Below are 25,460 nucleotides of genomic sequence, written 5' to 3' on the forward strand. Positions count from 1 at the left end.
AAGAACGGTGCCGAAGACGACCTTCTTGGCCACCGGCTTGGTGTACTTGCGCATGGTTTTCCACCTCCTCCCAGGAACACGCCGAGCGTTCCGGTGGAGCGTCGCATCTTGCGACATGGGCAGGCCAATGAAAGGCAGCCGCCAAAGGCGCGGACCAGCCTGCGGGTGAAAGCATGGAGCAGTGCGCCGATAATGGCGACTTCAGGTCTTTCCCCCGTACAGATTCAGTGGCGCCCATTCCCCGTTACAGCTCCGCTGCGTTGCCGCAAGTCGATCACCGGCACCACTCGGCAGTCAACCCCTATCAACAAAGGATCTTCCATATCGCGCCCGATTTACCATCCTTTGGGAATGCTGATCCCGCCTCGAGGGGTGGCTTTCGGACAGGCAATGGCCAGTTTCAAACCAATCATGAAGCGGAATTCAACATTCTGGTCGGGAGCTCCCTTGTAATGGCGCCTGAGGGTCGGAAATAGTGAGTCCGCCTGAGTGATGGAACCGCCAGAGGGGGGACATTGACCGAGCTGGCCGCACAAAAAGGGGACGCACCCCTCAGGTCAGGGGGCGCGGGCGTTTTCTGGCGTTTCTGGACGGCATCGACGGCCAGTCAGGTCGGCAGCGCGGTCACCTCCGTCGCACTGCCCCTGGTCGCCGTGAAAACGCTGGACGCCTCCAACTTCCAGGTGAGCCTCATCACCGCCGCCAGCTACGCCGCCTGGCTCCTCATCGGCCTGCCGGCCGGAGTGATCGTCCAGCGGTTGCCGCTGCGCGGCAGCCAGGTCGCCATGGACTTGATCCGCGCTGCGGCGATGCTGTCCATCCCCCTCGCCGCCGTGCTCGGCGTGCTCACCCTTGCCCAGGTGGTCCTGGTCGCCCTCGTCGTCGGGCTGGCGAACGTCGTCTTCGACGTCGGCAACTCCTCCTTCCTGCCCTCCATCGTGAGCAAGGAGGAGCTGACCTCGCGCAACAGCCTCACCTCGGCCTCCAGCGCGGCGACCGACCTCGGCGGCCCGTCGCTGGGCGGCTTCCTCGTCCAGTTCCTCGGCGCGGCCGCCAGCCTCATCGTCGATGCCATCAGCTACCTGGTGTCCGCCGTGCTGTTGTGGACGTTGCCCCGGCCGACCCCCGCCCCTCCCACGCGCCATGGCACCTCGTTCGTGGCGCTGATCAGGGACGGCGTCCGCTACGTCGTCCGACACCGGGTCATGGCCCCGTGCGTGGCCGTGGCGACCCTCATCAACTTCGTGGCGGGCGCTCAGATGGCGCTCACCCCCGTGTTCCTGCTGCGCACCCTGGACGCCCCGCCGGTCGTCTTCGGCGCGCTGATGGCGTCAGGCGGTGTGGGAAGCCTTGTCGGCGCCGCCCTGACGCCGCGGATCAGCAAGCGCGTCGGCAGCGCCCGCGCCATCGTCCTCGCGACCCTCGTCTCCGCGGGCTCCACCGCCCTCATACCGCTGGCCGGCCACGGCTGGCTCACTGTCCTCTTCGCCCTCGGCAACGCCGGGTTCACCGCCGGCGTGGTGGTGTTCAGCATCCTGACCCGGACCCATCGCCAGACCGTCTCGCCGCCGGACCTCCTCCCGCGCGTGATGGCCACGGTCCGCTTCATCTCCTGGGGTGTCATCCCCTTCGGCGCACTGGCCGCGGGCCTCGCGGCCACGGCGGTCGGCCCGCGCGGAGCGTTCTGGCTCACCTGCCTCGTCATCGCCCTGGCGCCGATGATCCTGTTGCTGAGCCGCGTCCGACGCATCAGGGACCTGATGACCGAAGGTCGCTGAACCGCGCCGGGACTTGCGCCCTGCGCCCTCACCGGCCCGGCGAGGGTCTGCCACTCTTGGACGTGTCCCGGTGGCCGGGGCACAGGAACATCAAGAAGACGGTGGACACGTACGGGGCACCGCACCCAGGACGCCACGGGCCGGGCGGTCGGGGTGATGGACGCGGCGCTGACCTCAGCACGGTGCCGACTGGTGCTGACTGAAGCGGCATGATCTGGCGTTTCCGCAGGTCGGAGGGGTATTGCATATGTGCGGACGGTATGCGGCGAGTCGTGGACCCGAGGATCTCGCAGGAATCTTCGACATCGAGAAGTGGGAGCCCGAGGAGACCCTCGAGGCGGACTACAACGTGGCTCCCACCAAGGAGGTCCACGTCGTCCTCGACCGTCCGTTGAAAGACGCGGCCGACCCGCGGCCGGTTCGACAGCTGCGGAAGCTGAAGTGGGGGCTCGTGCCGAGCTGGTCCAAGACCCCCGAGAGCGCCTTCAAGATGATCAACGCGCGGGCGGAGACCGTGCACGAGAAGCCGTCGTACCGGCGGGCCTTCACCTCCCGGCGCTGCATCATCCCCGCCGACGGTTACTACGAGTGGGTCACCGGCAGGCAGGAGCGGGACCTGGAGGTCGAGGGGAAGCGCAAACGGCCGCGCAAGCAGCCGTACTTCGTGCTGCCCGCCGACGGGTCGGTGTTCGCGATGGCGGGGCTCTACGAGTTCTGGCGGGACCGGACCCTGCCCGACGAGCATCCGCAGGCCTGGTGGGTGACCTGCTCCGTCATCACCACGGAGGCGGAGACGACCCCGCTGGCCGTGGCGCCCGCGGAGGGCCCGAACTCGCTCGCCGAGATCCATCCGCGGATGCCGCTGATGCTGACGCCCGACCGCTGGGACGCCTGGCTCGACCCGTCCCGCACGGACCCGGAGGAGCTGCGTCCGCTCCTCGCCCCGCCGCCCGCCGGCCTGATGCGCGCCTACCCCGTCTCCACCCTGGTCAGCAACGTCCGCAACAACGGCCCGGAGCTGCTGAAGGAGCTGGACGGGCCGGAAGAGGGCACACTCTTCTGACGTGACTACCGAGTCCGACGTGACCACCGAGATCATCGGTACGGATGCGGGGGACGCCCGCATCACCTGGCACCCGGCGAAGAAGGCCCGGCTGGTGCTGGCCGTCAGCCACGGCGCGGGAGGCGGCATCGAGGCGCGGGACCTGCGGGCACTGGCCTTCGCCCTGCCCGCCCACGGTGTGACCGTCGCCCTCGTCGAGCAGCCCTGGCGCGTGGCCGGCAAGAAGGTGGCGCCCGCGCCGAAGACCCTGGACGTCGGCTGGCGGGGCGTGTGGCCCGCCCTCACCGCGCCCGGACTGCCGGTGATCTCGGGCGGCCGCAGCGCCGGAGCCCGGGTCGCCTGCCGTACGGCCCTCGAACTGGGCGCCCGTGCCGTGCTCGCCCTCAGCTTCCCCCTCCACCCGCCGGGCAAGCCCGAGAAGTCCCGCGCCGACGAACTGCTCGGAGCCGGGGTGCCCACCCTGGTCGTCCAGGGCGGGAACGATCCGTTCGGGAAGCCGGAGGAGTTCCCGGACGGGGACCACGAACTCGTCGAGGTGCCGTACGGAGATCACGGCTTCGCCGTGCCCAAGCGGGCACCCCTCGATCAGGACGAGGCCGTGGCGATCGTCACCGACAGTGTCGTGAAGTGGGTCGGGTCACTCGGGTAAAGGTTCGGGAATGTTGTGGACCGGACCTCTGTTGTGGCGGACAGCGGTGCTGAGACACCAGCGCCGACGACGTAGGAGAGGAAGTCCGCCGCATGGGTTCGACCTTCTGCCCGGCCCGCAGCAGCCGCACTGATCTGGACTGGACGGTGCTGCACGCGGCCAGGACCGCTCCTATTCGAGCGGCGGCAGGTACGGCAGGTCGTCTATCCTCCGATTCAGGTGGGACCGGCTTCGGTCCTGCCCGGAATCTTGAGGAGGTGGGTCCGGTTCCCGGTACCGACGCAGGGACCGACAACGGCCAGGCGGAGCAGCCCGAGGGCCTGGGCACCGGCGCGGCGACGTCCACGGAGACGAGCGCCGAGCGCAGCGCGCGCTTCGAGCGGGACGCGCTGGAGTTCCTCGACCAGATGTACTCGGCCGCGCTGCGCATGACGCGCAACCCGGCCGACGCCGAGGACCTGGTGCAGGAGACGTACGCCAAGGCGTACGCGTCCTTCCACCAGTTCCGCGAGGGCACCAACCTGAAGGCGTGGCTGTACCGGATCCTCACCAACACCTTCATCAACTCCTACCGCAAGAAGCAGCGTGAGCCGCAGCGTTCGGCGGCGGAGGAGATCGAGGACTGGCAGCTCGCGCGTGCCGAGTCGCACATGTCGACAGGACTGCGCTCCGCGGAGTCGCAGGCGCTCGACCACCTGCCCGACTCGGACGTGAAGGAAGCACTGCAGGCGATCCCCGAGGAGTTCCGCATCGCCGTCTACCTCGCCGACGTAGAGGGCTTTGCCTACAAGGAGATCGCGGACATCATGGGGACACCCATCGGTACGGTGATGTCCCGGCTGCACCGGGGCCGCCGGCAACTGCGCGGCATGCTCGAGGACTACGCCCGTGATCGCGGGCTGGTCCCGGCCGGCGCCGGAGAGTCGAACGAAGCGAAAGGTTCGGGCTCATGAGCTGCGGAGAGCCGCACGAGACGGACTGCAGTGAGGTACTCGATCATCTGTACGAGTTCCTCGATCGTGAGATGCCTGACGCCGACTGCACCAAGTTCGAGCAGCACTTCGAGGAGTGCTCGCCGTGCCTGGAGAAGTACGGTCTTGAGCAGGCCGTGAAGAAGCTGGTCAAGCGGTGCTGCGGCCATGACGACGTGCCCACCGACCTGCGTGCCAAGGTGCTGGGGCGGCTCGACCTGATCCGTTCCGGCCAGGCCGTGCCCGAGCACGACGTGACCGTCACGCCCCAGGAGTCCTGAACTCCCCTTCCTGGATCCCCCCTTCCGGGGGCCCCTTCCTGGACCCCATTCCTGGACTCCCGTCCTGGGCTCCCTGGAACGGGCTGTCGTCACTCGAACGTGCTAATCGGCGGGTGATAAGCCCACAGTTGCCCCTCTTGCCGACCTAGGCTCCGCGTTGAGCTGAACAGGTCATGGTGGGAGGGCGTCCAGATGGAGGCGATACCGGCACGGGCGCGCGCGTACATCGCCTGTGTGGCGCTGTGCGCCCTGGCCTGCCTCCTGCCGCTGCTCACGAACCCCACGCCCTGGCGTGCGGTCGTCCTGCTCGCGGTGCTGTACGCCGCCGGTGAGCGGGTCGCCACCCGTTGGCGGTTCGCCGGCACCTTCTATCCCGTACTGCTCGCCGGAGCCTTTCTGCTGTCGCCGTCCGCCGCCGCGCTGGTCGCGGTGCCGGGCGCCCTGCTGTCGCCGACCGGGCAACGGCCGCTGTGGACCCGGCGGATCTGGCGGGCCGCCGAGCTCGCCCTGGCCGTCTGGGCGGCGGCCCTGGTGCGCCGGGAGCTCGGCGGACGGGCTGTCGTCGTGGCGGGTGACTTCCCGTACGAGCTGATCCCGGCCGGCGGCGCGGTGCTCGCCTTCTGCCTGGTCCTGACCGCGCTGGACGGCGGCATCCGGGCGCTCGCCGTGGGGGTACCGCCTGCCCGGGCGGAGTCGAGAGCCTGGGGCGGCGTGCCCGTGCGGCGCGCCTGGCGAGGGCTGTTCCTGCGCTCGCTCGCGCCCATCGCCGTGCACGGCCTGGCCGGGCTGATGATGGCCGTGCTGTGGCGCAGTCGGTACGGTCCCGTCGCCGCGCTGCTCGTGCTGCTGCCGATGTGCGTCTCGTGGTGGATGTTCGCCCAGTACCACCGGGAGCGCGCGGCACATCAGGCGACCATCCGGGCGCTCGTCCAGGCCGTCGACATCAAGGACGGCTACACCCGTGGCCACAGCGAGCGGGTCGGGCAGGCCTCGATGATGATCGCGCGCGAGCTGGGCATGGACGACGAGCGCGTCGAGGTGGTGCGGTTCGCCGGGATCCTGCACGACGTGGGGAAGCTCGGGGTGCCCACGCGGCTGCTGCGCAAGGACGGGCCGCTCACGCCCGAGGAGCGGCGGGTGATCGAGCTGCATCCCGAGTACGGCCACGAGATGGTCCGGGGCATCTCCTTCCTCGGCGAGGCCCGGGCCGCCGTACTGCATCACCACGAGCGGCTGGACGGCAGCGGCTACCCCTACGGGCTGAGGGGGAACCAGATCCCCGAGCCGGCGCGGGTGGTGGCGGTCGCGGACGCGTTCGACGCGATGACGTCGACCCGGTCCTACTCGCGGGCCCGGCCCGTGTCCGTCGCCCTGCGCGAGCTGGAGAGGTGCGCGGGCTCGCAGTTCGACCCCCGGATGGTCACGGCCCTGTCCCGAGCCGTGGACCAGTACGGATGGCGTCCCGCCGTGACCGCCGACGAGGCCTGCACGGGCGGTCCCCGCCCGGCGGTCTCCAGCGCCCCGGGAGCTCACCGATGAGCGCCCTGGCTGTTTCCAAGTGCGCTGGGGGCAGGTCGGTGGGTGTTTCGGCTGTCCTCAAGTGTGCTGGGGGCACGTCGGTGAGTGTCCCGGCTGTCTCCAAGCGCCCCGGGAGCTCACCGATGAGCGTCCCGGCGGTCTCCAGAGCCCCGGGAGCACACCGATGAGCGCCCCGAGGCCCCCCTTCCTGCTCACCCTCGTCCACGCCTGCGCCGCCCTCCTCGCCGCCGGCTGCCTGCTCGACACGCTGCGAAGCGGCCTCGAGGCGCGCGGCACCGCGATCGCCTTCGGGGCCCTCGTCACCCTGGGCGAGCTCACCCTTCCCCGAGCGCTCGGCTCCGCTCGCGGAGGGGGGATCCGCATGACCGGGGCGGAGGGCAGGGAGGCCGCACCGCTCGGGGCCGCCGCGGCGCTGGCGTACGCCCTGCTCGGGGAGATGGGCGGAGAGCCCACCCGGCACGGCGTCGCGCAGGTCGTCGCCGTCGTCCTCGCCGCCTCGCTCCTCGGCACCGTGCCGCACATCGCGCGCGGCCGCCCCGTGCTCGACCGCCTCGCCCGGCGCGTGCTCACCGCCGGGTTCGCCGCGGTCTGCTTCCAACCCCTGTACAACCAGGGCACCTTCCACGGCTGGGGCACCGCCTACGCGCTGCTCCTGCTCGCGATCCTCGCCCTCACGGCCCTGTGCGACGCCCTGCTCACCGCCGCGCTGGCGCACTCCCGCACCCGGTGGCCCTTCGGACCGGTACTGCGGGACGAACTGCGGGCGACGCTCGGGATCGGGTCGGCCGTCTGCGCGACCGGCGCGGTGATGGCGCTCGCGGTCGCCGTGGTCGGGCTGTGGGCGCTGCCCGTCTTCTCGCTCCCGCTCCTGCTCACCCAGATGTCGCTGCGCCGGTACGCCGCCGTGCGGGCCACCTACCGGCAGACCATCGCCTCCCTCGCCCGGGCCACCGAGATCGCCGGGTACACACCGGCCGGACACGCCCGGCGGGTGGCCGCGCTCAGCCGGGAGGTCGGGCGGGATCTGGGCCTGTCCGAGGCCGAGCTCACCGTGCTGGAGTACGCGGCCCTGATGCATGACATCGGGCAGCTCAGCCTGGTCGACCCGGTGCCGGCCGGGGCCACCGCCGTGCTGCCCGTCGAGGAACAGCGGCGGATCGCGCTGCTGGGCGGGGCCGTCGTACGGCAGACCGGGGTGAGTCCGCAGGTCGCGACGGTGGTGGAGCGGCTGGCCGACCCCTGTCCGGAGCAGCCGGTCGCGGCCCGGATCGTGCGGGCCGTGAACGCGTACGAGGAGAAGACGCGGGACGCCGGTCCGGGCGGGCCGCTGAAGGCACTGGAGGAACTGCGGCTGGGGACCGCCGGCGAGTATGCGCCGGAGGTGGTCGGGTCGCTGGCGAGAGTGCTGTCCAGAGACAGTCTGGGTATGCCTGTGGGTGGGTAACCCATGGGTAATGAGCGCCCTTCCAGCCGTACGTGGTTGGATGCGAATGAGAGGGTGTCCGGGGGCAGCACTAGCCAGCCCATCTCCACGGAACTGGCAGGCGGGAATCGTGAGGATCTTCGGCAAGGGACGGCACCGGCCCTCCGCCTCCTGGCGGCAGGCCACCGACCGGGCTTTCACGCTCATCGGCGACGGCCGGTACGAGGACGCGGGCGCGCTGTTGACACGTGCCGCCGATCTGGAGCCCTGGCTTTCCGAGTCCTGGTTCAACCTCGCCCTGCTGCACAAGTTCCGCCACGACTGGGAGCAGGCCCGGGCGGCCGGACTGCGTGCCGTGGCGCTGCTCGACCGGGAGACCGGGGCGCCCGACTGGTGGAACGTCGGCATCGCCGCCACCGCCCTGCAGGACTGGCCGCTGGCCCGGCGGGCCTGGCAGGCGTACGGGCTGCGGGTGCCCGGCGGTGCGACCGCGTCCGGTGAGCCGGTCGGGATGGACCTGGGCAGCGCGGCCGTACGGCTGTCTCCTGAGGGGGAGGCCGAGGTCGTGTGGGGGCGGCGCCTGGACCCCGCCCGCATCGAGGTGCTGTCGATTCCGCTGCCGTCGTCCGGGCGGCGCTGGGGCGAGGTCGTGCTGCACGACGGGGTGCCGCACGGTGAGCGGACCACGTCCGCGGGGCACGCCTACCCCGTCTTCGACGAGATCGAGCTGTGGGCGCCGTCGCCGGTGCCGACGTGGGTCGTGCTGCTGGAGGCCGCCACCGAGGCCGACCGGGACGCTTTGGAGCAGCTCGCCGCCGACGCAGGGTTCGCCGCGGAGGACTGGTCGTCGTCGGTGCGGCTGCTGTGCCGGATGTGCTCGGAGTCGCGGATGCCGTCCGACGAGGGTGACGGGGAGCATCTGGATCCGCATGATCACAGTGAGCCGGGGCATCCCGGGCCGCTGGGGCATCGGACGGACGGGCAGTTGTGGGTGCCGGAGCGGGAGTGTGGCGTTGCGGCGCCGGCCTCGCTCGTACGGGGCCTGCTGGACGGATGGGTCGCGGACAGCCCGGATTCCAGGGACTGGCGGGATCTCGAAGAGGTCTGCTGACCATTCGCCGTACCCTGTATCAGCGTCACACCCTTTGGTTTTGGTTTGTGCAGGAAGGCATACGTCGGTCATGGCCCAGCAGGACACCGAGCAGCAGCACGCGGGCGTGCTCCCCGTCGACGACGAGGGGTTCGTCGTCGACACCGAGGACACGGAGGAGCGGGAGAACGCCTGGCGTGAGCGCGGCACCTCGCGGCCGATCACCGTCGTCGGGAACCCGGTACTGCACAAGGAGTGCAAGGACGTCACCGAGTTCGGCGCCGAGCTGGACCAGCTGGTGGCGGACATGTTCGCCTCGCAGCGCACCGCCGAGGGCGTGGGCCTGGCCGCCAACCAGATCGGCGTCGATCTGAAGGTCTTCGTCTACGACTGCCAGGACGACCAGGGTGTCCGGCACGTCGGCGTGGTCTGCAACCCGAAGCTCGTCGAGCTGCCCGCCGAGCAGCGCCGCCTGGACGACAGCAACGAGGGCTGCCTGTCCGTGCCCACGGCGTACGCGCCGCTGGCCCGCCCCGACTACGCCGAGGTGACCGGGCAGGACGAGAAGGGCAACCCGATCAAGGTGCGCGGCACCGGCTACTTCGCTCGGTGTTTGCAGCACGAGACGGACCACCTCTACGGCTACCTCTACATCGACCGTCTCTCCAAGCGGGAGCGCAAGGACGCGCTCCGTCAGATGGCCGAGAACGAGCCCCGCTACCCCGTCGTCGCGAACGACTGAGGTCCACCGGAACGCCCCACAAGTCCCCTGCGCCCGGCGCCTGTTCAGGTTCCCCGCCCTGACCAGGCGCCGTTCGCATGTCCGTCGCACGTTCGATCCCATACACCCAGGTTGTGATCCAGAACCAGTCACATAGGGGGAGATTCTCGGCACTACGGGGTAGTGAATGAAGCAAATCCGTTCCCAGATCGGTCAGTTGTGGTGCTGAATGGAAGTGCGGGGATACGCAACGGCGCACGCCCGGCACGGCGGGAGGGGCGTGCACAACTGCACAACTGGCGGCTGAGAGGGGTTTGTTCGTGCATGCTTTCTCACACAGCACCACATCGACACCGACGGCGGTACAGGTACCACCATCGCTCTCTCTCCCGGTGATCGAAGCAGCGTTTCCCAGGCAACTCCATCCATATTGGCCCAGGCTCCAGGAGAAGACCCGCACCTGGCTGCTGGAAAAACGGCTGATGCCGGCCGACAAGGTCGAAGAATATGCCGACGGCCTTTGCTACACCGACCTCATGGCGGGGTACTACATTGGCGCCCCGGACGAGGTGCTCCAGGCGATCGGCGACTACAGTGCGTGGTTCTTCGTCTGGGACGACCGGCACGACCGGGACATCGTCCACTACCGTCCGGACGCCTGGCGGCGGCTGAGGTTCCGGCTGCACGCGGCCCTCGACTCACCCGCGGCGCATCTGCACCACGTGGACCCGCTGGTCGCGGGGTTCGCGGACAGCATGGTGCGGCTGTACTCGTTCCTGCCCCGCACCTGGAACACCCGGTTCGCCCGTCACTTCCACGCGGTGATCGAGGCCTACGACAGGGAATTCCGCAACCGCACCGAAGGAATCATTCCCACCGTCGAGGAATATCTCGCTCTGCGTCGGCTGACCTTCGCGCACTGGATCTGGACCGATCTGCTGGAGCCGGCTGCGGAACTCGAACTGCCGGATGCGGTACGGAAACACCCGGCATATCGGCGGGCGGCGCTGCTGAGTCAGGAATTCGCCGCCTGGTACAACGACCTCTGCTCGCTTCCCAAGGAAATAGCGGGGGATGAGGTCCACAATCTCGGGCTCAGTCTCATAAAGCATGAGGGGCTGACCCTGGAAGAGGCGGTCGCGGAAGTCAGGCAACGCGTCGAGACCTGCATTTCCGATTTTCTGGTGGCCGAGCGGGATGCCCTGGAATTCGCCGACTCCCTGTCCGACGGCACGCTGCGCGGAAAGGAACTCAGCGCCGCCGTGCGGGCCTGTGTCTGCAACATGCGCAACTGGTTCAGCTCGGTCTACTGGTTCCACCACGAGTCCGGCCGGTACATGGTCGACAGCTGGGACGACCGGTCCACGCCCCCGTACGTCAACAACGAAGCGGCAGGTGAGAAATGACCGTCGAATCCGTCCGCCCCGAAGCCCAGCCCCGTGAGGCTTCGGAGCTACGTGAGCCGCCCCTCGCGGGCGGAGGTGTTCCGCTTCTCGGCCACGGCTGGAAGCTGGTCCGAGATCCGCTGGCCTTCATGTCCGCGCTCCGGGACCACGGAGACGTCGTACGGCTGAAGCTCGGTCCCAAGACGGTGTACGCCGTCACCACCCCGGAACTCACCGGCGCGCTGGCCCTGAGCACCGACTTCAAGATCGACGGGCCGCTGTGGGAGTCCCTGGAGGGCCTGCTCGGCAAGGAGGGCGTGGCCACCGCGAACGGCCCCCGGCACCGCCGTCAGCGGCGCACCATCCAGCCCGCCTTCCGCCTCGACGCGATCCCGGAGTACGGGCCGATCATGGAGGAGGAGGCGCATGCGCTGACCGAGCGCTGGAAGCCCGGCGAGACCGTCGACTGCACCTCGGAGTCGTTCCGCATAGCCGTGCGCATCGCCGCCCGCTGTCTGCTGCGCGGCGACTACATGGACGAGCGGGCCGAGCGGCTGTGCAACGCGCTCGCGACCGTCTTCCGGGGCATGTACCGGCGGATGGTGGTCCCGCTCGGGCCGCTGTACAAGCTGCCGCTGCCGACCAACCGCGAATTCAACCGGGCGCTGGCCGATTTGCATCTCCTGGTCGACGAGATCATCGCCGAGCGTCGGTCATCTGGTCAAAAGCCGGACGATTTGCTGACCGCATTGCTGGAGGCGAAGGACGAGAATGGCGACCCCATCGGGGAACAGGAGATCCACGACCAGGTCGTCGCGATTGTCACCCCGGGCAGTGAAACCGTGGCCTCCACGATCATGTGGCTGCTGCATGTGCTCGCGGAACATCCGGAACACGCGGACAGGATCTGCGCGGAGGTCGAATCCGTCACCGGCGGCCGGCCGGTGGCATTTGCGGACGTCCGTAGCCTCCGGCACACGAACAATGTCGTCGTGGAGGCCATGCGTTTGCGTCCCGCGGTCTGGATTCTCACGCGACGTGCGGTGACCGATACGTCACTCGGCGGCTATCGCATTCCGGCCGGGGCGGACATCGTCTACAGCCCGTACGCGATCCAGCGTGACGGGAAGTCCTACGCGCACAACCTCGAGTTCGACCCCGACCGCTGGCTTCCCGATCGCGTCAAGGAGGTACCGAAGTACGCCATGAGCCCGTTCAGCGTCGGCAACCGCAAGTGCCCGAGCGATCACTTCTCGATGGCTCAGCTGACCCTGATCACGGCGGCGCTGGCCACCAAGTACCGCTTCGAGCAGGTGTCCGGCAGCAACGACGCGACCCGCGTGGGCATCACGCTCCGCCCGCACAAGCTGCTGCTGAGGCCGGTGCCGAGGGACTGAAGCCGGTGCCGGGCGTGAAGCCGGTGCCGGGGAGTGAGGGTCTGGGGAGGGCTCACGCCGCGTTGGGTCCTTGGAACGTCCTTCGGTACGCGTTCGGGGTCGTCCCCAGTGCCCGTACGAACTGGTGGCGCAGCGCGGCCGCCGTGCCGAACCCTGTTCGACCGGCGATCGCGTCCACCGTCTCGTCCGTCGCTTCCAGCAACTCCTGCGCCAGCAGCACGCGTTGGCGCAGGATCCAGCGGTAGGGAGTCGTGCCGGTCTCCTGCTGGAAGCGGCGGGCGAAGGTGCGCGGGGACATGTGCGCGCGCTCGGCCAGCTGCTCGACGGTGACCTCCTCGTCGAGGTGCCTCTCCATCCACGCCAGCACCTCGCCGACCGTGTCGCACTGGCTGCGGGGCAGCGGGCGCTCGATGTACTGGGCCTGCCCGCCGTCCCGGTGCGGCGGCACCACCATGCGCCGGGCGATCTTGTTGGCGACCTCGGGCCCCTGCTCCTGTCGGACGATGTGGAGGCAGGCGTCGATGCCGGCGGCGGTGCCGGCGCTGGTGATCACCGGCCCCTCGTCGACGTACAGCACATCCGGCTCGACGATCGCCTCCGGGTGCCGCCGGGACAGTTCCTCGACGTGCCGCCAGTGCACACTGCACCGCCGTCCGGCGAGCAGTCCCGCCGCGCCCAGCACGAAGACGCCGGAGCACACACTGAGCACGCGCGCACCCCGTTCCACGGCCCTGACCAGGGCCTCCAGCAGCTCGGGCGGAAAGTCACGGGTGATGTACTCGTCCCCCGCCGGCACGGCGATCAGGTCGGCTTCCGCCAGCCGCTCCAGGCCGTACGGCGTGGAGAAGGAGAGCCCGCCGACATGCGTACCCAGCGTCGCCCCTTCGGCGGAGGCGACCGCGAAGTCGTACGTGGGCAGTCCCTCGTCGCTGCGGTCGATGCCGAACACCTCGCACACGACCCCGAGTTCAAAGGGATGCACGCCGTTGAGCAGGACGGCCGCCACGTTCTTCAGCATGCTGCCAGTGTGCCTCGCGGTTGGCAGTAAATCGAGGGTGTGCGGCAGTCCTGCCACTGTTCGTAAGGAGTGTCCGGCGCGACAGTGGTGTCATGACTACGGAACAGACACAGACACTGCTCGCCATGGTCGCCGTGCTCGGCATGTTCGTCCTCCTGGTCCTCCCGTCAGTGATCGGGATCGTGCACGACCGGCGCATCGACCGTCAGATCAGGGAGGCCCAGGAACACGACAAGGGTGAGGCTCAGAAGTCCTCGTCCAGGTCGACGGTGCCCTCCACCGCCACCTGGTACGCCGACGGACGCCGCTCGAAGAAGTTGGTGAGCTCCTGAACACCCTGGAGCTCCATGAAGGAGAAGGGGTTCTCGGAGCCGTACACCGGAGCGAAGCCGAGCCGCGTCAGGCGCTGATCGGCGACACACTCCAGGTACTGCCGCATCGAGTCGGTGTTCATGCCCGGGAGGCCGTCACCGCACAGGTCGCGCGCGAACTGCAGCTCGGCCTCGACGGCCTCCCTCAGCATGTCGGTGACCTGCTGCTGGAGCTGGTCGTCGAAGAGGTCCGGCTCCTCCTTGCGGACGGTGTCGACGACGTCGAAGGCGAAGGACATGTGCATCGTCTCGTCGCGGAACACCCAGTTGGTGCCGGTGGCCAGACCGTGCAGCAGGCCCCGGCTGCGGAACCAGTAGACGTACGCGAAGGCGCCGTAGAAGAACAGGCCCTCGATGCACGCGGCGAAGCAGATGAGATTGAGCAGGAAGCGGCGCCGGTCGGCCTTGCTCTCCAGCCGGTCGAGCTTCTCCACCGAGTCCATCCACTTGAAGCAGAACTCGGCCTTCTCGCGGATCGAGGGGATGTTCTCCACGGCCGCGAAGGCGGCGGCGCGGTCCTCCGGGTCGGGGAGGTAGGTGTCCAGCAGCGTCAGATAGAACTGGACGTGGACGGCCTCCTCGAAGAGCTGACGGCTCAAGTACAGCCGCGCCTCGGGGGAGTTGATGTGCTTGTAGAGGGTCAGCACCAGATTGTTGGCGACGATCGAGTCGCCGGTCGCGAAGAAGGCCACCAGACGGCCGATGAGGTGCTGCTCGGCGGGGCTGAGCTTGGCCAGGTCGGCGACGTCCGAGTGGAGGTCGACCTCCTCGACGGTCCAGGTGTTCTTGATGGCGTCCCGGTAGCGCTCGTAGAAGTCCGGGTAGCGCATCGGGCGCAGAGTGAGCTCGAAGCCGGGGTCGAGCAGGTTCTGGTTGCTGGGCATTACTGGCAGGCCTCGCAGGACTCGGGGTTTTCCAGGGAGCAGGCGACGGCGTCGGGATCGGTCACCTGCTGGGCGGGGATGGTCTTCTCGGGCTGGACTGCCTGGGCCTGGGCGGCGCGGGCGATACGGGTCGCCGGGCGCGAGCGCAGGTAGTACGTCGTCTTCAGGCCGGACTTCCAGGCGTACGCGTACATCGAGGAGAGCTTGCCGATGGTCGGCGTCTCCAAGAAGAGGTTCAGGGACTGCGACTGGTCGAGGAACGGGGTCCGGGCCGCCGCCATGTCGATCAGGCCGCGCTGCGGGATCTCCCACGCCGTGCGGTACAGCGCCCGTACGTCCGCCGGGATCCAGGCGAAGTCCTGCACCGAGCCGTTCGACTCACGCAGGGCCTCACGGGTGCGGGCGTCCCAGACACCCAGCTCCTTCAGGTCGTTGACCAGGTAGGAGTTGACCTGGAGGAACTCGCCGGAGAGCGTCTCGCGCTTGAACAGGTTGGAGACCTGCGGCTCGATGCACTCGTAGACACCGGCGATGGACGCGATGGTGGCGGTGGGGGCGATGGCGAGGAGGAGGGAGTTGCGCATGCCCGTCGTGGCGATACGGCTGCGCAGGGCGGCCCAGCGCTCCGGCCAGGTGAGTTCGGCGCCGTAGTGGTCGGGGTGCAGCACACCCCGGGCCGTACGGGTCTTCTCCCAGGCCGGCAGCGGGCCGTTGCGCTCGGCCAGGTCGGTGGACGCCTCGTACGCGGCGAGCATGATGCGCTCGGCGATCCGCGTGGACAGGGCCTTGGCCTGCGGCGAGTCGAAGGGCAGGCGCAGCTTGAAGAAGACGTCCTGCAGGCCCATCGCGCCGAGGCCCACCGGACGCCACTTGGCGTTGGACCGGCCCGCCTGCTCGGTCGGGTAGAAGTTGATGTCGACGACGCGGTCGAGGAACGTGACGGCGGTGCGCACGGTGTCGTCGAGGCGCTCCCAGTCGATGTCGCCGGTCGCCGTGTCGACGAAGGCACCCAGGTTGACCGAGCCCAGGTTGCAGACCGCTGTCTCGCCGTCGTCGGTGACCTCCAGGATCTCCGTGCAGAGGTTGGAGGAGTGGACGACATGGCCCGGCAGGGCGGTCTGGTTGGCGGTGCGGTTGGCGGCGTCCTTGAAGGTCATCCAGCCGTTGCCGGTCTGGGCGAGGGTGCGCATCATGCGGCCGTACAGGTCACGGGCCGGGATGGTCTTCTTCGCCAGCCCGGCGGCCTCGGCCTTGCGGTAGGCCGCGTCGAACTCCTCGCCCCACAGGTCGACGAGTTCCGGAACGTCGGCGGGGGAGAACAGCGACCACAGCTCGTCGGCGTTGACGCGGCGCATGAACTCGTCCGGGATCCAGTGCGCGAGGTTCAGGTTGTGCGTACGCCGGGCGTCCTCACCGGTGTTGTCGCGCAGCTCCAGGAACTCCTCGATGTCGGAGTGCCAGGTCTCCAGGTAGACCGCGGCGGCACCCTTGCGTCGGCCGCCCTGGTTCACGGCGGCGACGGAGGCGTCGAGGGTCTTCAGGAACGGGACGATGCCGTTGGAGTGGCCGTTGGTGCCGCGGATCAGCGAACCGCGGCTGCGGATACGGGAGTACGACAGGCCGATGCCGCCGGCGTGCTTCGAGAGGCGGGCGACCTGGTGGTAGCGGTCGTAGATGGAGTCCAGCTCGTCCTTGGGGGAGTCCAGGAGGTAGCAGGACGACATCTGGGGGTGCCGGGTGCCGGAGTTGAAGAGCGTGGGGGAGGAGGGGAGGTAGTCGAGGCGGCTCATGAGCCCGTAGAGCGCGGCGACTTCGTCGGCGGAGCGGGTGGTGTCGTCCTCGGCGAGGCCGGCGGCGACACGCAGCATGAAGTGCTGGGGGGTCTCGATGACCTTGCGGGTGATGGGGTGCCGGAGCAGATAGCGGCTGTGCAGGGTGCGCAGGCCGAAGTAGCCGAAGCGGTCGTCGGCGCGGGTGTCGATCAGGGCGTCGAGGCGGGCCGCGTGGATGCGTGCGAAGTCGGCGGTCCGGTCGGCGATGAGGCCCTCGCGGTGGCCGACCGCGACCGACTCGGTGAAGGACGTGACGCCCTGCGAGGCGGCCTCGGCGGCGATGGAGACGGTCAGCAGCCGGGCGGCCAGCCTGCTGTAGGCGGGGTCCTCGGAGATGAGTCCGGCCGCCGCCTCGGTGGCCAGCTCACGCAGCTCCGCCTCGTCCGCGAGGGCGGACCGGCCGCGCAGCGCGGCGGCGGCGACCCGGCCGGGGTCGGCGTCGGGGAGGTCGGCGGTCAGCTCGGTGAGGGTCCGCAGCAGCGCGGCACCGGGATCGTCGGTCTCCACTGGAGCTGCTGAAGCAGGATCGGCTGGCGCGATGGTCACGTGGGGGCTCTCCCTCGCTCGGCACGGGGGCCTCACAGAGGGCAGGGGGCAGCACACGAGCGCACGCGGCGTCGCGTCCACCGGCCCATTCCACGAGGCCCGGACGTCAGAGCGCACCGGCCGGGTGGCCGGGCGCGCTGTCGGCAGGTCCTCGGACTGACTCCTGTGCACGGCGCCGCTGGGGACGGACATGCACAAGTACACCGTTGCGGGACAGTTCCGGATTCGCACCGGATTCCCCTGCGGCGACAGCGAGGATGAGCATACATCTTGTGCTCACCCGCCACGCCACCCCCAGATGTTGTGTCGTGGTGGTGTCAGAGCGTCAACTCATAGGTGAGAAGAGTGATGTCGGAGAGGTGCGGGATCGGATTCCAGTCCCGGTCCGGTGTGCGGACGAAGCCCATACGTTCGTAGATGCGGTGGGCGCTGTGCATGGTGCGCTGGGTCGACAGGACGATGCGTACGCAGCCTTCTGCCCGGGCGCGGTCGACGCAGGCGCGTACGAGAGCCTCTCCGGCGCCGCGGCCCCGGGCGCTCCGCGCGACCGCCAGCATCCGGATCTCGGCCTCGCCGGGGCGGGCTATGTCGGCCATGGGACCGCCGCTCGGCACGAAGGTCACGCCGCCCAGCAGCCGGCCGTTGTCGACGGCCACCAGCACCTCGGCGGCGGCCGCGCGCTTGGCCACGTCCTTGAGCTCGCCGAGATATTCGTCGCTCTCGCCGAAGTCGAGAAGGCCGTCCTGGAGATAGGCCTGGGCGGTGATCTCGCCGAGGGTGTCGTACTCGCCGGGTTCCACCGGCCGGATCACGAGGTCCATGGCCCCGAGTCTGCCGGAACCGGCATGACCGCGGCCTGGGGTTTTCGCCGGGTTGCGGGGCGTTGCGGGAGTGCTTTCCATGGAGGTGGACGCCGGCGGCCGCGGTCCCTCCGTTTCGAGAGCCGAACCTCATCGACCGGGACGGGCACCCGGACGAGGTCGAGGAGCGCATGGCCCGCGCGGAGCAGCCCGGAATGCCGCTCCCGCCGTGCATCCGCAGCGACCGCGGCCCGCTCCGCGCCGACCTGCGGGCCGGTGTGGCGGGCCCGCCCGGCAGACAGGTGGCGCCCGGTGTGGGCGAGTTCCAGCTCTGCCCGTATCCGCCGCGCGGGTGCGTACCACGGGGTGAGATCCGTGAGCCCTTCTGTCGCCGGCAGCAGGCGCTGCTGCCCGGACGTGTGCGCCGCCACCTTCCCCGGGTGCTGCGCCGCAAGCCACCGCACTGGGTGAGCCCGCGCGTCCGGGAACGGGACGACTTCTGGCACGAGACGGCCGGGCGCACCCGCAGCTGGTGCGGTGCGCCCGGCCTGAGACTGGATGGACTGGACGAACAGGCTGAACTAGTGGGTCGCCGCCGGAAGTTCCGTCTTCACTCCCGGGTCGCCCGCGTCCGCCGTGTAGTCCTCCGGCTTGGTCTCGTCGATGCCCTCCGGGGCCTTCGCCGCCTTCAGGACGAAGGTCAGGACCACCGTCACGACCACGTTGAGCACGAACGCGGTGAGGCCGATGTAGCCGATCTCGCCGAGGCCGGGGATCTCGGCCGACGAGCCGGCGAAGTGCGGCTGCTTCGGCGTGGAGACGTTGTACGCGGCGACGGTGCCGTAGATCATGCCGACCGCCCAGCCGGCCAGCAGCGCCCAGCGGTGGAACCAGCGGGTGAACAGGCCGCCGACCAGGGCCGGGAAGGTCTGCAGGATCCAGATGCCGCCGAGGAGCTGGAAGTTGATCGCCACCGTCTTGTCCATGGTGAGGACGAAGACCAGGGCGCCCACCTTCACCAGCAGGGACACCAGCTTGGAGACCTTGGTCTCCTGCTCGGGCGTCGCGTCCGGCTTGATGAAGTCCTTGTAGATGTTGCGGGTGAAGAGGTTGGCGGCCGCGATGGACATGATGGCCGCGGGCACGAGGGCGCCGATGCCGATCGCCGCGAAGGCGACGCCCGCGAACCAGTCCGGGAACATCGTCTCGAAGAGCTGCGGGATCGCCAACTGGGGGTTGGTGACGATGACTCCGGCCGCGATGGCCATGAACCCGAGCAGCGCCAGCATGCCGAGCATCAGGGAGTACAGGGGCAGGATCGTGGTGTTGCGGCGGATCACCTCACGGCTGCGCGACGAGAGCGTGGCCGTGATCGAGTGCGGGTACATGAACAGCGCCAGCGCCGAGCCGAACGCCAGCGTGGCGTACCCCCACTGGGCCGCCGCGGGCGGGATGAGCCCGCCGGCCCCGGCGTCCGTGTACTTCTTGTCCGCCGCGGCGAAGATCTCGTCGAACCCGCCCAGCTTGATCGGGATGTAGATGATCGCCACCGCGATCACGAGGTAGATCAGCGTGTCCTTCACGAACGCGATCAGCGCGGGAGCGCGCAGCCCCGACGAGTAGGTGTACGCCGCCAGCACACCGAAGGCGATGAGCAGCGGCAGGTCCTTGATGAACCAGTTCGTGTTCTCGCCGCCGCCGATGCCCATGACGTCGAGGACCGCCTGGATGCCCACCAACTGCAGCGCGATGTACGGCATCGTCGCCAGGATGCCGGTGAGGGCCACCGCCAGCGACAGACCCTTCGAGCCGAACCGGCCGCGCACGAAGTCCGAGGTCGTCACATAGCCGTGCTTGTGGGAGACCGACCACAGGCGGGGCAGGAACGTGAAGATCAGCGGGTAGACGAGGATCGTGTACGGCACCGCGAAGAAGCCGGCCGCGCCCGCCGCGTAGATCGCCGCGGGCACGGCGACGAAGGTGTACGCCGTGTACAGGTCGCCGCCGAGCAGGAACCAGGTCACCCAGGTGCCGAACGATCGGCCGCCCAGGCCCCATTCGTCGAGGCTGTGCTCGTTCTCGGCCTTGCGCCAGCGCGCGGCCAGGAAGCCCATGACCGTGACGAGCAGGAAGAAGAAGATGAAGACGGCGAGTGCCACGCCGTTCACGCCGTCCTTCACTCCGACGCACCGCCCTTCTGAGCGGCGCGGGCACGCTGGTCACGCTGCCACAGCTTGTACGCGACCATCGTCAGCAGCGTGGAGACCAGCACCCACAGCATCTGGTACCAGTAGAAGAACGGGATGCCGGCGAACTGCGGATCGGTCTTGGCGTACGACCCGACCCACAGCATCGCCACGAAGGGCGCGCCGAGACAGAGCGCGATGACGACCCGCACGGGTGTCACCACCGGCCCTCTGTTCACCTCTGGGGCATCTGACATCTGACGGCTCCGTCCCCTCACTGATCACCTGAGAAACGCGCAGGCAATGTAGGTGACGGTGCAACGACAGCGGAAGCCCCTGTCCGCATATCGGATGTGGAGGATTGGTGTGCACGGCAGCGGTGCGTGGGGCGTGCGCTCAGCAGCAGCGGAACCCCTGGCGCGGATCCGCCTCCTGACGGTCCGTGCGCATCCGCTCGAAGTCGCGCCGGGACGGCACGCTCGCGTCCGGGTGGTCGCGGCGCACATGCGCGACATAGCGGTCGTACGCCGACTCGTCGGTCAGCTCACGGACGTACCAGCGCAGGCTACTGAGCACCCGCCGAAGACCGACTGCCCGCCGAAGCGATCGCACGGCGTTCCTCCTCCTTCTCCTCCTTGGTCGGGAACAGCCCCGCCGGAGCGATGATCTTCGACTCGACGTACGGTGTCTCGCTGAGCGTGGACAGGGCCGGACGGCGCACGTGCCGGACGCAGACGCGGGTCGCGTCGACGATCACCACGATGATCAGCAGCGCGAGCACCGCCGAGAGGACGCCGTCCACCGTGGAGTTGGTGACCACGGTGTGCATGTCGTCCATGGTCTTGGCGGGCGGCAGGACCTCGCCGCGGTCGATGGCTTCCTGGAAGACCTGACGCTGCTTGAAGAAGCCGACCTTCGGGTCGCTGGAGAACACCTTCTGCCAGCTGGCGGTGAGCGTCACCGTGGCGTCCCAGGCCAGCGGAACCCCGGTGATCCAGGCCCACTTCAGGCGCCCGGACTTCACCAGCAGGGTCGTGCAGACGGCGAGGGCGACGGCCGCGAGCAGCTGGTTCGAGATGCCGAAGATCGGGAACAGCTGGTTGATGCCGCCGAGGGGCTCGTGGACGCCGACCCACAGGAAGTAGCCCCACAGGCCGCACACGATCGCGCTGGTGATGACCAGGCCGGGCTTCCAGCTGACGTTGCGGAAGGGCCGGTGGATGTTGCCGAGCATGTCCTGGAGCATGAACCGGCCCACGCGCGTGCCGGCGTCCAGGGCGGTCAGGATGAACAGCGCCTCGAACATGATCGCGAAGTGGTACCAGAAGGCGCGCAGGCCGTCGCCGGTGACCTGGGAGAAGATCTCCGAGACACCGATCGCGAGGGTGGGCGCACCGCCGGTCCGCGAGAGCAGGGAGGCCTCCTCGACGTTCTCCGCGGCCCGGGCGAGTGCCTCGGGGGAGATCTGGTAGCCCCAACTCCCCACCACCTGCGACGCGTTCTGCACCGTGTCCCCGATGACCCCGGCGGGCGCGTTCATCGCGAAGTAGAGGCCGGGATCGATGATGCTCGCCGCCACCAGAGCCATCACCGCGACCGACGACTCCATCAGCATGGAGCCGTAGCCGATCATCCGGACCTGCGTCTCCTTCTGGATCATCTTCGGCGTCGTACCGGACGAGATGAGCGAGTGGAAGCCGGACAGCGCGCCGCACGCGATGGTGATGAAGACGAAGGGGAAGAGCGAGCCCGCGAAGACCGGGCCGTCGCCGCGCGAGGCGAAGTCCGTCACCGCGTCCATCTTCAGCGTCGGCAGGGCGACGACCACGCCGAGGGCGAGCAGGAAGATCGTGCCGATCTTCATGAAGGTGGACAGGTAGTCGCGCGGCGCCAGCAGCATCCACACCGGCAGGATCGAGGCGATGAAGCCGTACGCCACCATCCAGACGACCAGCGTCGAGGGCGCGAGGGTGAAGGTGTCGGCCCATGACGACTCGGCGACCCAGCGGCCCGCGACCAGCGCGAACAGCAGCAGGGCCACGCCGATGAGCGAGACCTCGGCGACCCGGCCGGGGCGCAGCACCCGCAGGTAGAAGCCCATGAGCAGGGCGATCGGGATGGTCATCGCGATGGAGAAGGTGCCCCACGGGGACTGCGCGAGGGCGTTGACGATCACCAGGGCCAGCACGCCGAGCAGGATGATCATGATGGCGAAGGTGGCCAGCAGCGCGGCCGCGCCGCCGAACGGTCCGATCTCCTCGCGTGCCATCTGCCCCAGCGAGCGTCCGTCCCGGCGCGTGGAGAAGAACAGCACCACCATGTCCTGGACCGCGCCCGCGAAGATGACACCGGCGATGATCCAGATCGTGCCGGGCAGATAGCCCATCTGCGCGGCCAGCACGGGTCCGACCAGCGGTCCGGCGCCGGCGATGGCGGCGAAGTGGTGGCCGAGGAGTACGCGGCGGTCGGTGGGGTGGAAGTCGATGCCGTTGTCGAGGCGTTCGGCCGGGGTGGCCCTGGTCTTGTCGACCTTCAGGACCTTGTACGCGATGAACTTGGCGTAGAAGCGGTAGGCGATGGCGTACGAGCCGAGGGCGGCGGCGACCATCCAGGCGGCGGAGACCTCCTCGCCCCGGGAGAGCGCCAGTACGGTCCAGCCGACGGCGCCCACCAGCGCCACGAGCGTCCAGATCAGGATGGTTCGCGTGCTGGTGGTGCGCATCCGAGTCGTCCTCCCAACTCGTACGGCGACGGGAGGACCTTGGAGTTCTCTCCCGCATGGCCGCGGGAGACTCTCCCCTGGATCGCTCCGGGGAGTTTGACGGGACATGCCCGTCCAGCGACCACTCTCCCAGCGGCCGGAGCGGGTCAAGACCCGCTCGGTGGTGCCGACTTGACTGTCGTCGGCGCGATGAGCGTAACAGCTACGCACCTGGCGAGCGCCCGCCTTGCGGCAAATGAGGCAGCCTTACTCCACCGGCCGCTTGAGCCGCGCCACGCTGCATTGTCCCGGGGGATAACCCCCGGCCCCCCAGCCCACCGCGCTCGCGCCGGAGCTCTACTCCGTAGGCCGCTTCAGCCTGGCCACGAACTTGTACCGGTCACCTCGGTAAACAGACCGCACCCACTCCACCGGCTGCCCCTCCCGGTCCAGCGAGTGCCGGGACAGCATCAGCATCGGCAGGCCCACGTCGGTGCCGAGCAGGCCGGCCTCGCGCGGGGTGGCCAGGGAGGTCTCGATGGTCTCCTCGGCCTCGGCGAGATGGACGTCGTAGACCTCGGCGAGCGCGGTGTAGAGGGAGGTGTACTTGACCAGGGACCTGCGCAGGGCGGGGAAGCGCTTCGCGCTGAGGTGGGTCGTCTCGATGGCCATCGGCTCGCCGTTGGCCATGCGCAGCCGCTCGATGCGCAGCACCCTGCCGCCGGCCGTGATGTCGAGCAGGTCGGCGAGGCGGTCGTCGGCGGTGATGTAGCCGATGTCGAGGAGCTGCGAGGTCGGCTCCAGGCCCTGGGCGCGCATGTCCTCGGTGTAGGAGGTGAGTTGCAGCGCCTGGGAGACCTTCGGCTTGGCGACGAACGTGCCCTTGCCCTGGATGCGCTCGAGGCGCCCCTCGACGACGAGCTCCTGAAGGGCCTGGCGGACGGTCGTGCGGGAGGTGTCGAACTCGGCCGCCAGCGTGCGCTCGGGCGGCACCGGGGTGCCGGGGGCCTGGGTCTCCGTCATGTCGAGGAGGTGCTTCTTCAGGCGGTAGTACTTGGGCACGCGGGCGGTACGGACAGTGGCGCCGTTCTCGTTCTCCGCACTGCTGACGTCGGTGCTCATGCTCCGCCTTCCCGGCCCCGGATGGGACTCACATCGTGATCCCTTCTATATACCGGTGGCGCCTCACTTGGTCTAGTCCACAGCGCTGAGTGGTCTAGTCGACGAGATTACTCCCGTGCCGCTGTTTTCGCTGGCTTCTTACTTAAAGGTTCTTGCATATGTAGGTCGCATAACGGCTGGTCAGAGCACATACGACCCCTCTTGACAGGCGTTTTGGTCTGGTCCAAGCTCCCCGTACTGGTCTACACCATTGGTCCAGGTCCCGGCCCAACGCTCGTGCGGGGAGGCAGGGGGTGTGGCATCCCTGAGGAGGGTGGCGTGAAGCGCAAGCTGATATCCGCGATCGGTGTCGCGGGCATGATGATCTCCCTGGCGGCGTGTGGGGGCGACAACGGGGACGGCGGGGACAAGGCCGGGGCGGACGGCTACGCGGGCCAGACGCTCACCGTGTGGGTGATGGACGGCTCCTCCCCTGACCAGTGGCAGAAGGACGTCGCCGCGGCCTTCGAGAAGCAGACCAAGGCGAAGGTCAAGTTCGAGGTCCAGCAGTGGAACGGCATCCAGCAGAAGCTGACCACCGCCCTGTCGGAGGAGAACCCGCCGGACGTCTTCGAGATCGGCAACACCCAGACCCCCGCCTACGCCAAGACCGGCGGCCTCGCCGACCTCGCCGACCTCAAGTCCGAGATCGGCGCCGACTGGACCGAGTCCCTCAACGAGTCCTCCATCTACGACGGCAAGCAGTACGCCGCCCCCTGGTACTTCGCCAACCGCGTCGTCCTCTACAACAAGAAGATCTGGGCCGAGGCCGGTATCAAGGACACCCCCAAGACTCGCGACGAGTTCTACGCCGACCTGAAGACGATCGGCGAGAAGACCGACGCCGAGCCCATCTACCTGCCGGGCCAGAACTGGTACCACTTCGTCGGCCTGACCATCGGTGAGGGCGCCGAGCTGGTGAAGAAGGACGGCGACAAGTACGTCTCCAACCTCGCCGACCCGAAGGTCGCCGCCGCCATGGAGACGTACAAGAAGTTCCAGGCGCTGTCCAAGGCGCCCAAGGACAAGGACGAGGCCACCCCGCAGCAGGGCGAGGTCTTCGGCAAGGGCAACGTCGGCGCCTTCATCGGGATGGGCTGGGAGGCCGGCATCGCAATCGAGGCCAACAAGAAGATCGAGAAGGAGATCGGCTACTTCACCATCCCGGGTGCCACGGCCGACAAGCCCGAGGGTGTCTTCCTCGGCGGCTCCAACCTCGCGGTCGCCGCGGGCAGCCAGAAGCAGGAACTGGCCAAGGAGTTCCTGAAGATCGCCCTGTCCGACAAGTACGAGGGCGAGCTGGCCAAGCTCAACGGCGTCATCCCGAACAAGGAGTCGCTGCAGACCAACCTCAAGGGCAACGTCGTCGCCGAGGCGGCGGCTCCCGCCGCGGCGGGCGGTGGCACCACGCCGCTGATCCCGGAGTGGGCGGCCGTGGAGAACGCGCCCAACCCGATCAAGACGTACATGACCGCCGTGCTGAACGGAAAGTCGCCGGCCGAGGCGGCGGCGCAGGTCGAGGACGAGTTCAACAAGCGCCTGGCCCAGCAGCAGTAGCAGCAGTAACGGCGCCGGGTTCGCGCCGGGGCGGGGGATGCGCGTGACGCCCCCCGCCCCGGCGACCGTACGCGGGTCCACGTACGTAGGTCGAGAAGAGAGATCGC

At 69.0% G+C, this 25,460-nt stretch carries 22 protein-coding genes and 1 riboswitch; of the genes, 13 read left to right on the forward strand and 9 right to left on the reverse strand.

Annotation, left to right across the window (positions count from 1 at the left end):
* Positions 1-515 precede the first annotated feature (515 nt).
* The 11 genes from ACIBAG_RS24680 (at position 516) to ACIBAG_RS24730 (ending at position 12,297) form a co-directional block, all read left to right on the forward strand.
* Entirely contained in the window at positions 516-1,778 is a 1,263-nt protein-coding gene (locus ACIBAG_RS24680; protein ID WP_399107651.1) for an MFS transporter, read from the forward strand.
* A 247-nt stretch (positions 1,779-2,025) separates the two neighbouring features.
* Positions 2,026-2,841 (forward strand): SOS response-associated peptidase, encoded by an 816-nt coding sequence (locus tag ACIBAG_RS24685; protein ID WP_399107652.1) that lies wholly within the window; start codon positions 2,026-2,028, stop codon positions 2,839-2,841.
* A gap of 1 nt (position 2,842) precedes the next feature.
* Complete coding sequence (locus tag ACIBAG_RS24690) at positions 2,843-3,490, forward strand: alpha/beta family hydrolase (protein ID WP_399107653.1); 648 nt, start codon at positions 2,843-2,845, stop codon at positions 3,488-3,490.
* A 257-nt stretch (positions 3,491-3,747) separates the two neighbouring features.
* Positions 3,748-4,443 carry an RNA polymerase sigma factor SigR gene (gene sigR, locus ACIBAG_RS24695; protein WP_399107654.1) on the forward strand — a complete coding sequence of 232 codons (696 nt, stop codon included), beginning with the start codon at positions 3,748-3,750 and terminating at the stop codon, positions 4,441-4,443.
* On the forward strand, positions 4,440-4,742 hold the full coding sequence (rsrA, locus tag ACIBAG_RS24700; protein WP_384766616.1) for a mycothiol system anti-sigma-R factor: 303 nt from the start codon (positions 4,440-4,442) through the stop codon (positions 4,740-4,742). The genes sigR and rsrA overlap by 4 nt, the downstream gene beginning before the upstream one ends.
* 192 nt (positions 4,743-4,934) lie before the next feature.
* Positions 4,935-6,281 (forward strand): HD-GYP domain-containing protein, encoded by a 1,347-nt coding sequence (locus tag ACIBAG_RS24705; RefSeq protein ID WP_399107655.1) that lies wholly within the window; start codon positions 4,935-4,937, stop codon positions 6,279-6,281.
* A gap of 163 nt (positions 6,282-6,444) precedes the next feature.
* The gene (locus ACIBAG_RS24710) at positions 6,445-7,725 is read left to right on the forward strand and encodes an HD-GYP domain-containing protein (protein ID WP_399107656.1); all 1,281 of its coding nucleotides are present in this window, start codon (positions 6,445-6,447) and stop codon (positions 7,723-7,725) included.
* 109 nt (positions 7,726-7,834) lie between these two features.
* Positions 7,835-8,815 (forward strand): hypothetical protein, encoded by a 981-nt coding sequence (locus ACIBAG_RS24715; RefSeq protein ID WP_031479428.1) that lies wholly within the window; start codon positions 7,835-7,837, stop codon positions 8,813-8,815.
* A gap of 70 nt (positions 8,816-8,885) precedes the next feature.
* Positions 8,886-9,536, forward strand: coding sequence for a peptide deformylase (gene def / locus ACIBAG_RS24720; protein ID WP_031479430.1), 651 nt, complete (start codon positions 8,886-8,888; stop codon positions 9,534-9,536).
* Between the two features lie 299 nt (positions 9,537-9,835).
* Positions 9,836-10,921 carry an epi-isozizaene synthase gene (gene cyc1, locus ACIBAG_RS24725; protein WP_399107657.1) on the forward strand — a complete coding sequence of 362 codons (1,086 nt, stop codon included), beginning with the start codon at positions 9,836-9,838 and terminating at the stop codon, positions 10,919-10,921.
* The gene (locus tag ACIBAG_RS24730; RefSeq protein ID WP_399107658.1) at positions 10,918-12,297 is read left to right on the forward strand and encodes a cytochrome P450; all 1,380 of its coding nucleotides are present in this window, start codon (positions 10,918-10,920) and stop codon (positions 12,295-12,297) included. Before cyc1 ends, ACIBAG_RS24730 begins: the two co-directional genes overlap by 4 nt.
* A gap of 52 nt (positions 12,298-12,349) precedes the next feature.
* Here the strand turns inward: ACIBAG_RS24730 and ACIBAG_RS24735 are convergent, their stop codons facing one another.
* Positions 12,350-13,315 carry a helix-turn-helix domain-containing protein gene (locus tag ACIBAG_RS24735; protein ID WP_399107659.1) on the reverse strand — a complete coding sequence of 322 codons (966 nt, stop codon included), beginning with the start codon at positions 13,313-13,315 and terminating at the stop codon, positions 12,350-12,352.
* A gap of 92 nt (positions 13,316-13,407) precedes the next feature.
* Between ACIBAG_RS24735 and ACIBAG_RS24740 the strand changes: the two genes are divergently transcribed.
* Entirely contained in the window at positions 13,408-13,647 is a 240-nt protein-coding gene (locus ACIBAG_RS24740) for a hypothetical protein (RefSeq protein WP_399107660.1), read from the forward strand.
* Here the strand turns inward: ACIBAG_RS24740 and ACIBAG_RS24745 are convergent.
* From ACIBAG_RS24745 to ACIBAG_RS24780, 8 genes are all read right to left on the reverse strand, one after another.
* Positions 13,560-14,570 (reverse strand): ribonucleotide-diphosphate reductase subunit beta, encoded by a 1,011-nt coding sequence (locus ACIBAG_RS24745; RefSeq protein WP_399107661.1) that lies wholly within the window; start codon positions 14,568-14,570, stop codon positions 13,560-13,562. The genes ACIBAG_RS24740 and ACIBAG_RS24745 overlap by 88 nt on opposite strands.
* A complete protein-coding gene (locus ACIBAG_RS24750) occupies positions 14,570-16,948 on the reverse strand; it encodes a ribonucleoside-diphosphate reductase subunit alpha (RefSeq protein WP_399107662.1) in 2,379 nt (792 codons plus the stop codon). Before ACIBAG_RS24750 ends, ACIBAG_RS24745 begins: the two co-directional genes overlap by 1 nt.
* Positions 16,949-17,094: 146 nt before the next feature.
* A riboswitch (cobalamin riboswitch) is annotated at positions 17,095-17,188 on the reverse strand.
* Between the two features lie 77 nt (positions 17,189-17,265).
* Complete coding sequence (locus ACIBAG_RS24755) at positions 17,266-17,769, reverse strand: GNAT family N-acetyltransferase (RefSeq protein WP_399107663.1); 504 nt, start codon at positions 17,767-17,769, stop codon at positions 17,266-17,268.
* A gap of 560 nt (positions 17,770-18,329) precedes the next feature.
* Positions 18,330-19,928, reverse strand: a complete 1,599-nt coding sequence (gene mctP / locus ACIBAG_RS24760; RefSeq protein WP_399107664.1) for a monocarboxylate uptake permease MctP — start codon at positions 19,926-19,928, stop codon at positions 18,330-18,332.
* Positions 19,925-20,191, reverse strand: coding sequence for a DUF3311 domain-containing protein (locus ACIBAG_RS24765; protein ID WP_399107665.1), 267 nt, complete (start codon positions 20,189-20,191; stop codon positions 19,925-19,927). Before ACIBAG_RS24765 ends, mctP begins: the two co-directional genes overlap by 4 nt.
* A gap of 139 nt (positions 20,192-20,330) precedes the next feature.
* Positions 20,331-20,510 carry a YbdD/YjiX family protein gene (locus tag ACIBAG_RS24770; protein ID WP_399107666.1) on the reverse strand — a complete coding sequence of 60 codons (180 nt, stop codon included), beginning with the start codon at positions 20,508-20,510 and terminating at the stop codon, positions 20,331-20,333.
* Positions 20,500-22,656, reverse strand: coding sequence for a carbon starvation CstA family protein (locus ACIBAG_RS24775; protein ID WP_399107667.1), 2,157 nt, complete (start codon positions 22,654-22,656; stop codon positions 20,500-20,502). Before ACIBAG_RS24775 ends, ACIBAG_RS24770 begins: the two co-directional genes overlap by 11 nt.
* 336 nt (positions 22,657-22,992) lie before the next feature.
* Entirely contained in the window at positions 22,993-23,757 is a 765-nt protein-coding gene (locus tag ACIBAG_RS24780; RefSeq protein ID WP_399107668.1) for a GntR family transcriptional regulator, read from the reverse strand.
* A 318-nt stretch (positions 23,758-24,075) separates the two neighbouring features.
* Here ACIBAG_RS24780 and ACIBAG_RS24785 point away from each other — a divergent pair, with 318 nt between their 5' ends.
* Complete coding sequence (locus ACIBAG_RS24785) at positions 24,076-25,353, forward strand: extracellular solute-binding protein (RefSeq protein ID WP_399107669.1); 1,278 nt, start codon at positions 24,076-24,078, stop codon at positions 25,351-25,353.
* Positions 25,354-25,460: the final 107 nt, after the last annotated feature.

The sequence above is a fragment of the Streptomyces sp. NPDC051243 genome (assembly GCF_044455405.1).
Lineage (GTDB): Bacteria > Actinomycetota > Actinomycetes > Streptomycetales > Streptomycetaceae > Streptomyces.

Excerpts from the sequence above, each read along its gene's own strand:
- ACIBAG_RS24710 (WP_399107656.1), top strand. The coding sequence starts at position 6,445 with ATGAGCGCCCCGAGGCCCCCCTTCCTGCTCACCCTCGTCCACGCCTGC.
- ACIBAG_RS24775 (WP_399107667.1), bottom strand. The coding sequence starts at position 22,656 with ATGCGCACCACCAGCACGCGAACCATCCTGATCTGGACGCTCGTGGCG.
- ACIBAG_RS24740 (WP_399107660.1), top strand. The coding sequence starts at position 13,408 with ATGACTACGGAACAGACACAGACACTGCTCGCCATGGTCGCCGTGCTC.
- ACIBAG_RS24685 (WP_399107652.1), top strand. The coding sequence starts at position 2,026 with ATGTGCGGACGGTATGCGGCGAGTCGTGGACCCGAGGATCTCGCAGGA.
- def (WP_031479430.1), top strand. The coding sequence starts at position 8,886 with ATGGCCCAGCAGGACACCGAGCAGCAGCACGCGGGCGTGCTCCCCGTC.
- ACIBAG_RS24765 (WP_399107665.1), bottom strand. The coding sequence starts at position 20,191 with ATGTCAGATGCCCCAGAGGTGAACAGAGGGCCGGTGGTGACACCCGTG.
- ACIBAG_RS24730 (WP_399107658.1), top strand. The coding sequence starts at position 10,918 with ATGACCGTCGAATCCGTCCGCCCCGAAGCCCAGCCCCGTGAGGCTTCG.
- ACIBAG_RS24755 (WP_399107663.1), bottom strand. The coding sequence starts at position 17,769 with ATGGACCTCGTGATCCGGCCGGTGGAACCCGGCGAGTACGACACCCTC.
- ACIBAG_RS24705 (WP_399107655.1), top strand. The coding sequence starts at position 4,935 with ATGGAGGCGATACCGGCACGGGCGCGCGCGTACATCGCCTGTGTGGCG.
- rsrA (WP_384766616.1), top strand. The coding sequence starts at position 4,440 with ATGAGCTGCGGAGAGCCGCACGAGACGGACTGCAGTGAGGTACTCGAT.
- ACIBAG_RS24745 (WP_399107661.1), bottom strand. The coding sequence starts at position 14,570 with ATGCCCAGCAACCAGAACCTGCTCGACCCCGGCTTCGAGCTCACTCTG.
- ACIBAG_RS24780 (WP_399107668.1), bottom strand. The coding sequence starts at position 23,757 with ATGAGCACCGACGTCAGCAGTGCGGAGAACGAGAACGGCGCCACTGTC.
- ACIBAG_RS24735 (WP_399107659.1), bottom strand. The coding sequence starts at position 13,315 with ATGCTGAAGAACGTGGCGGCCGTCCTGCTCAACGGCGTGCATCCCTTT.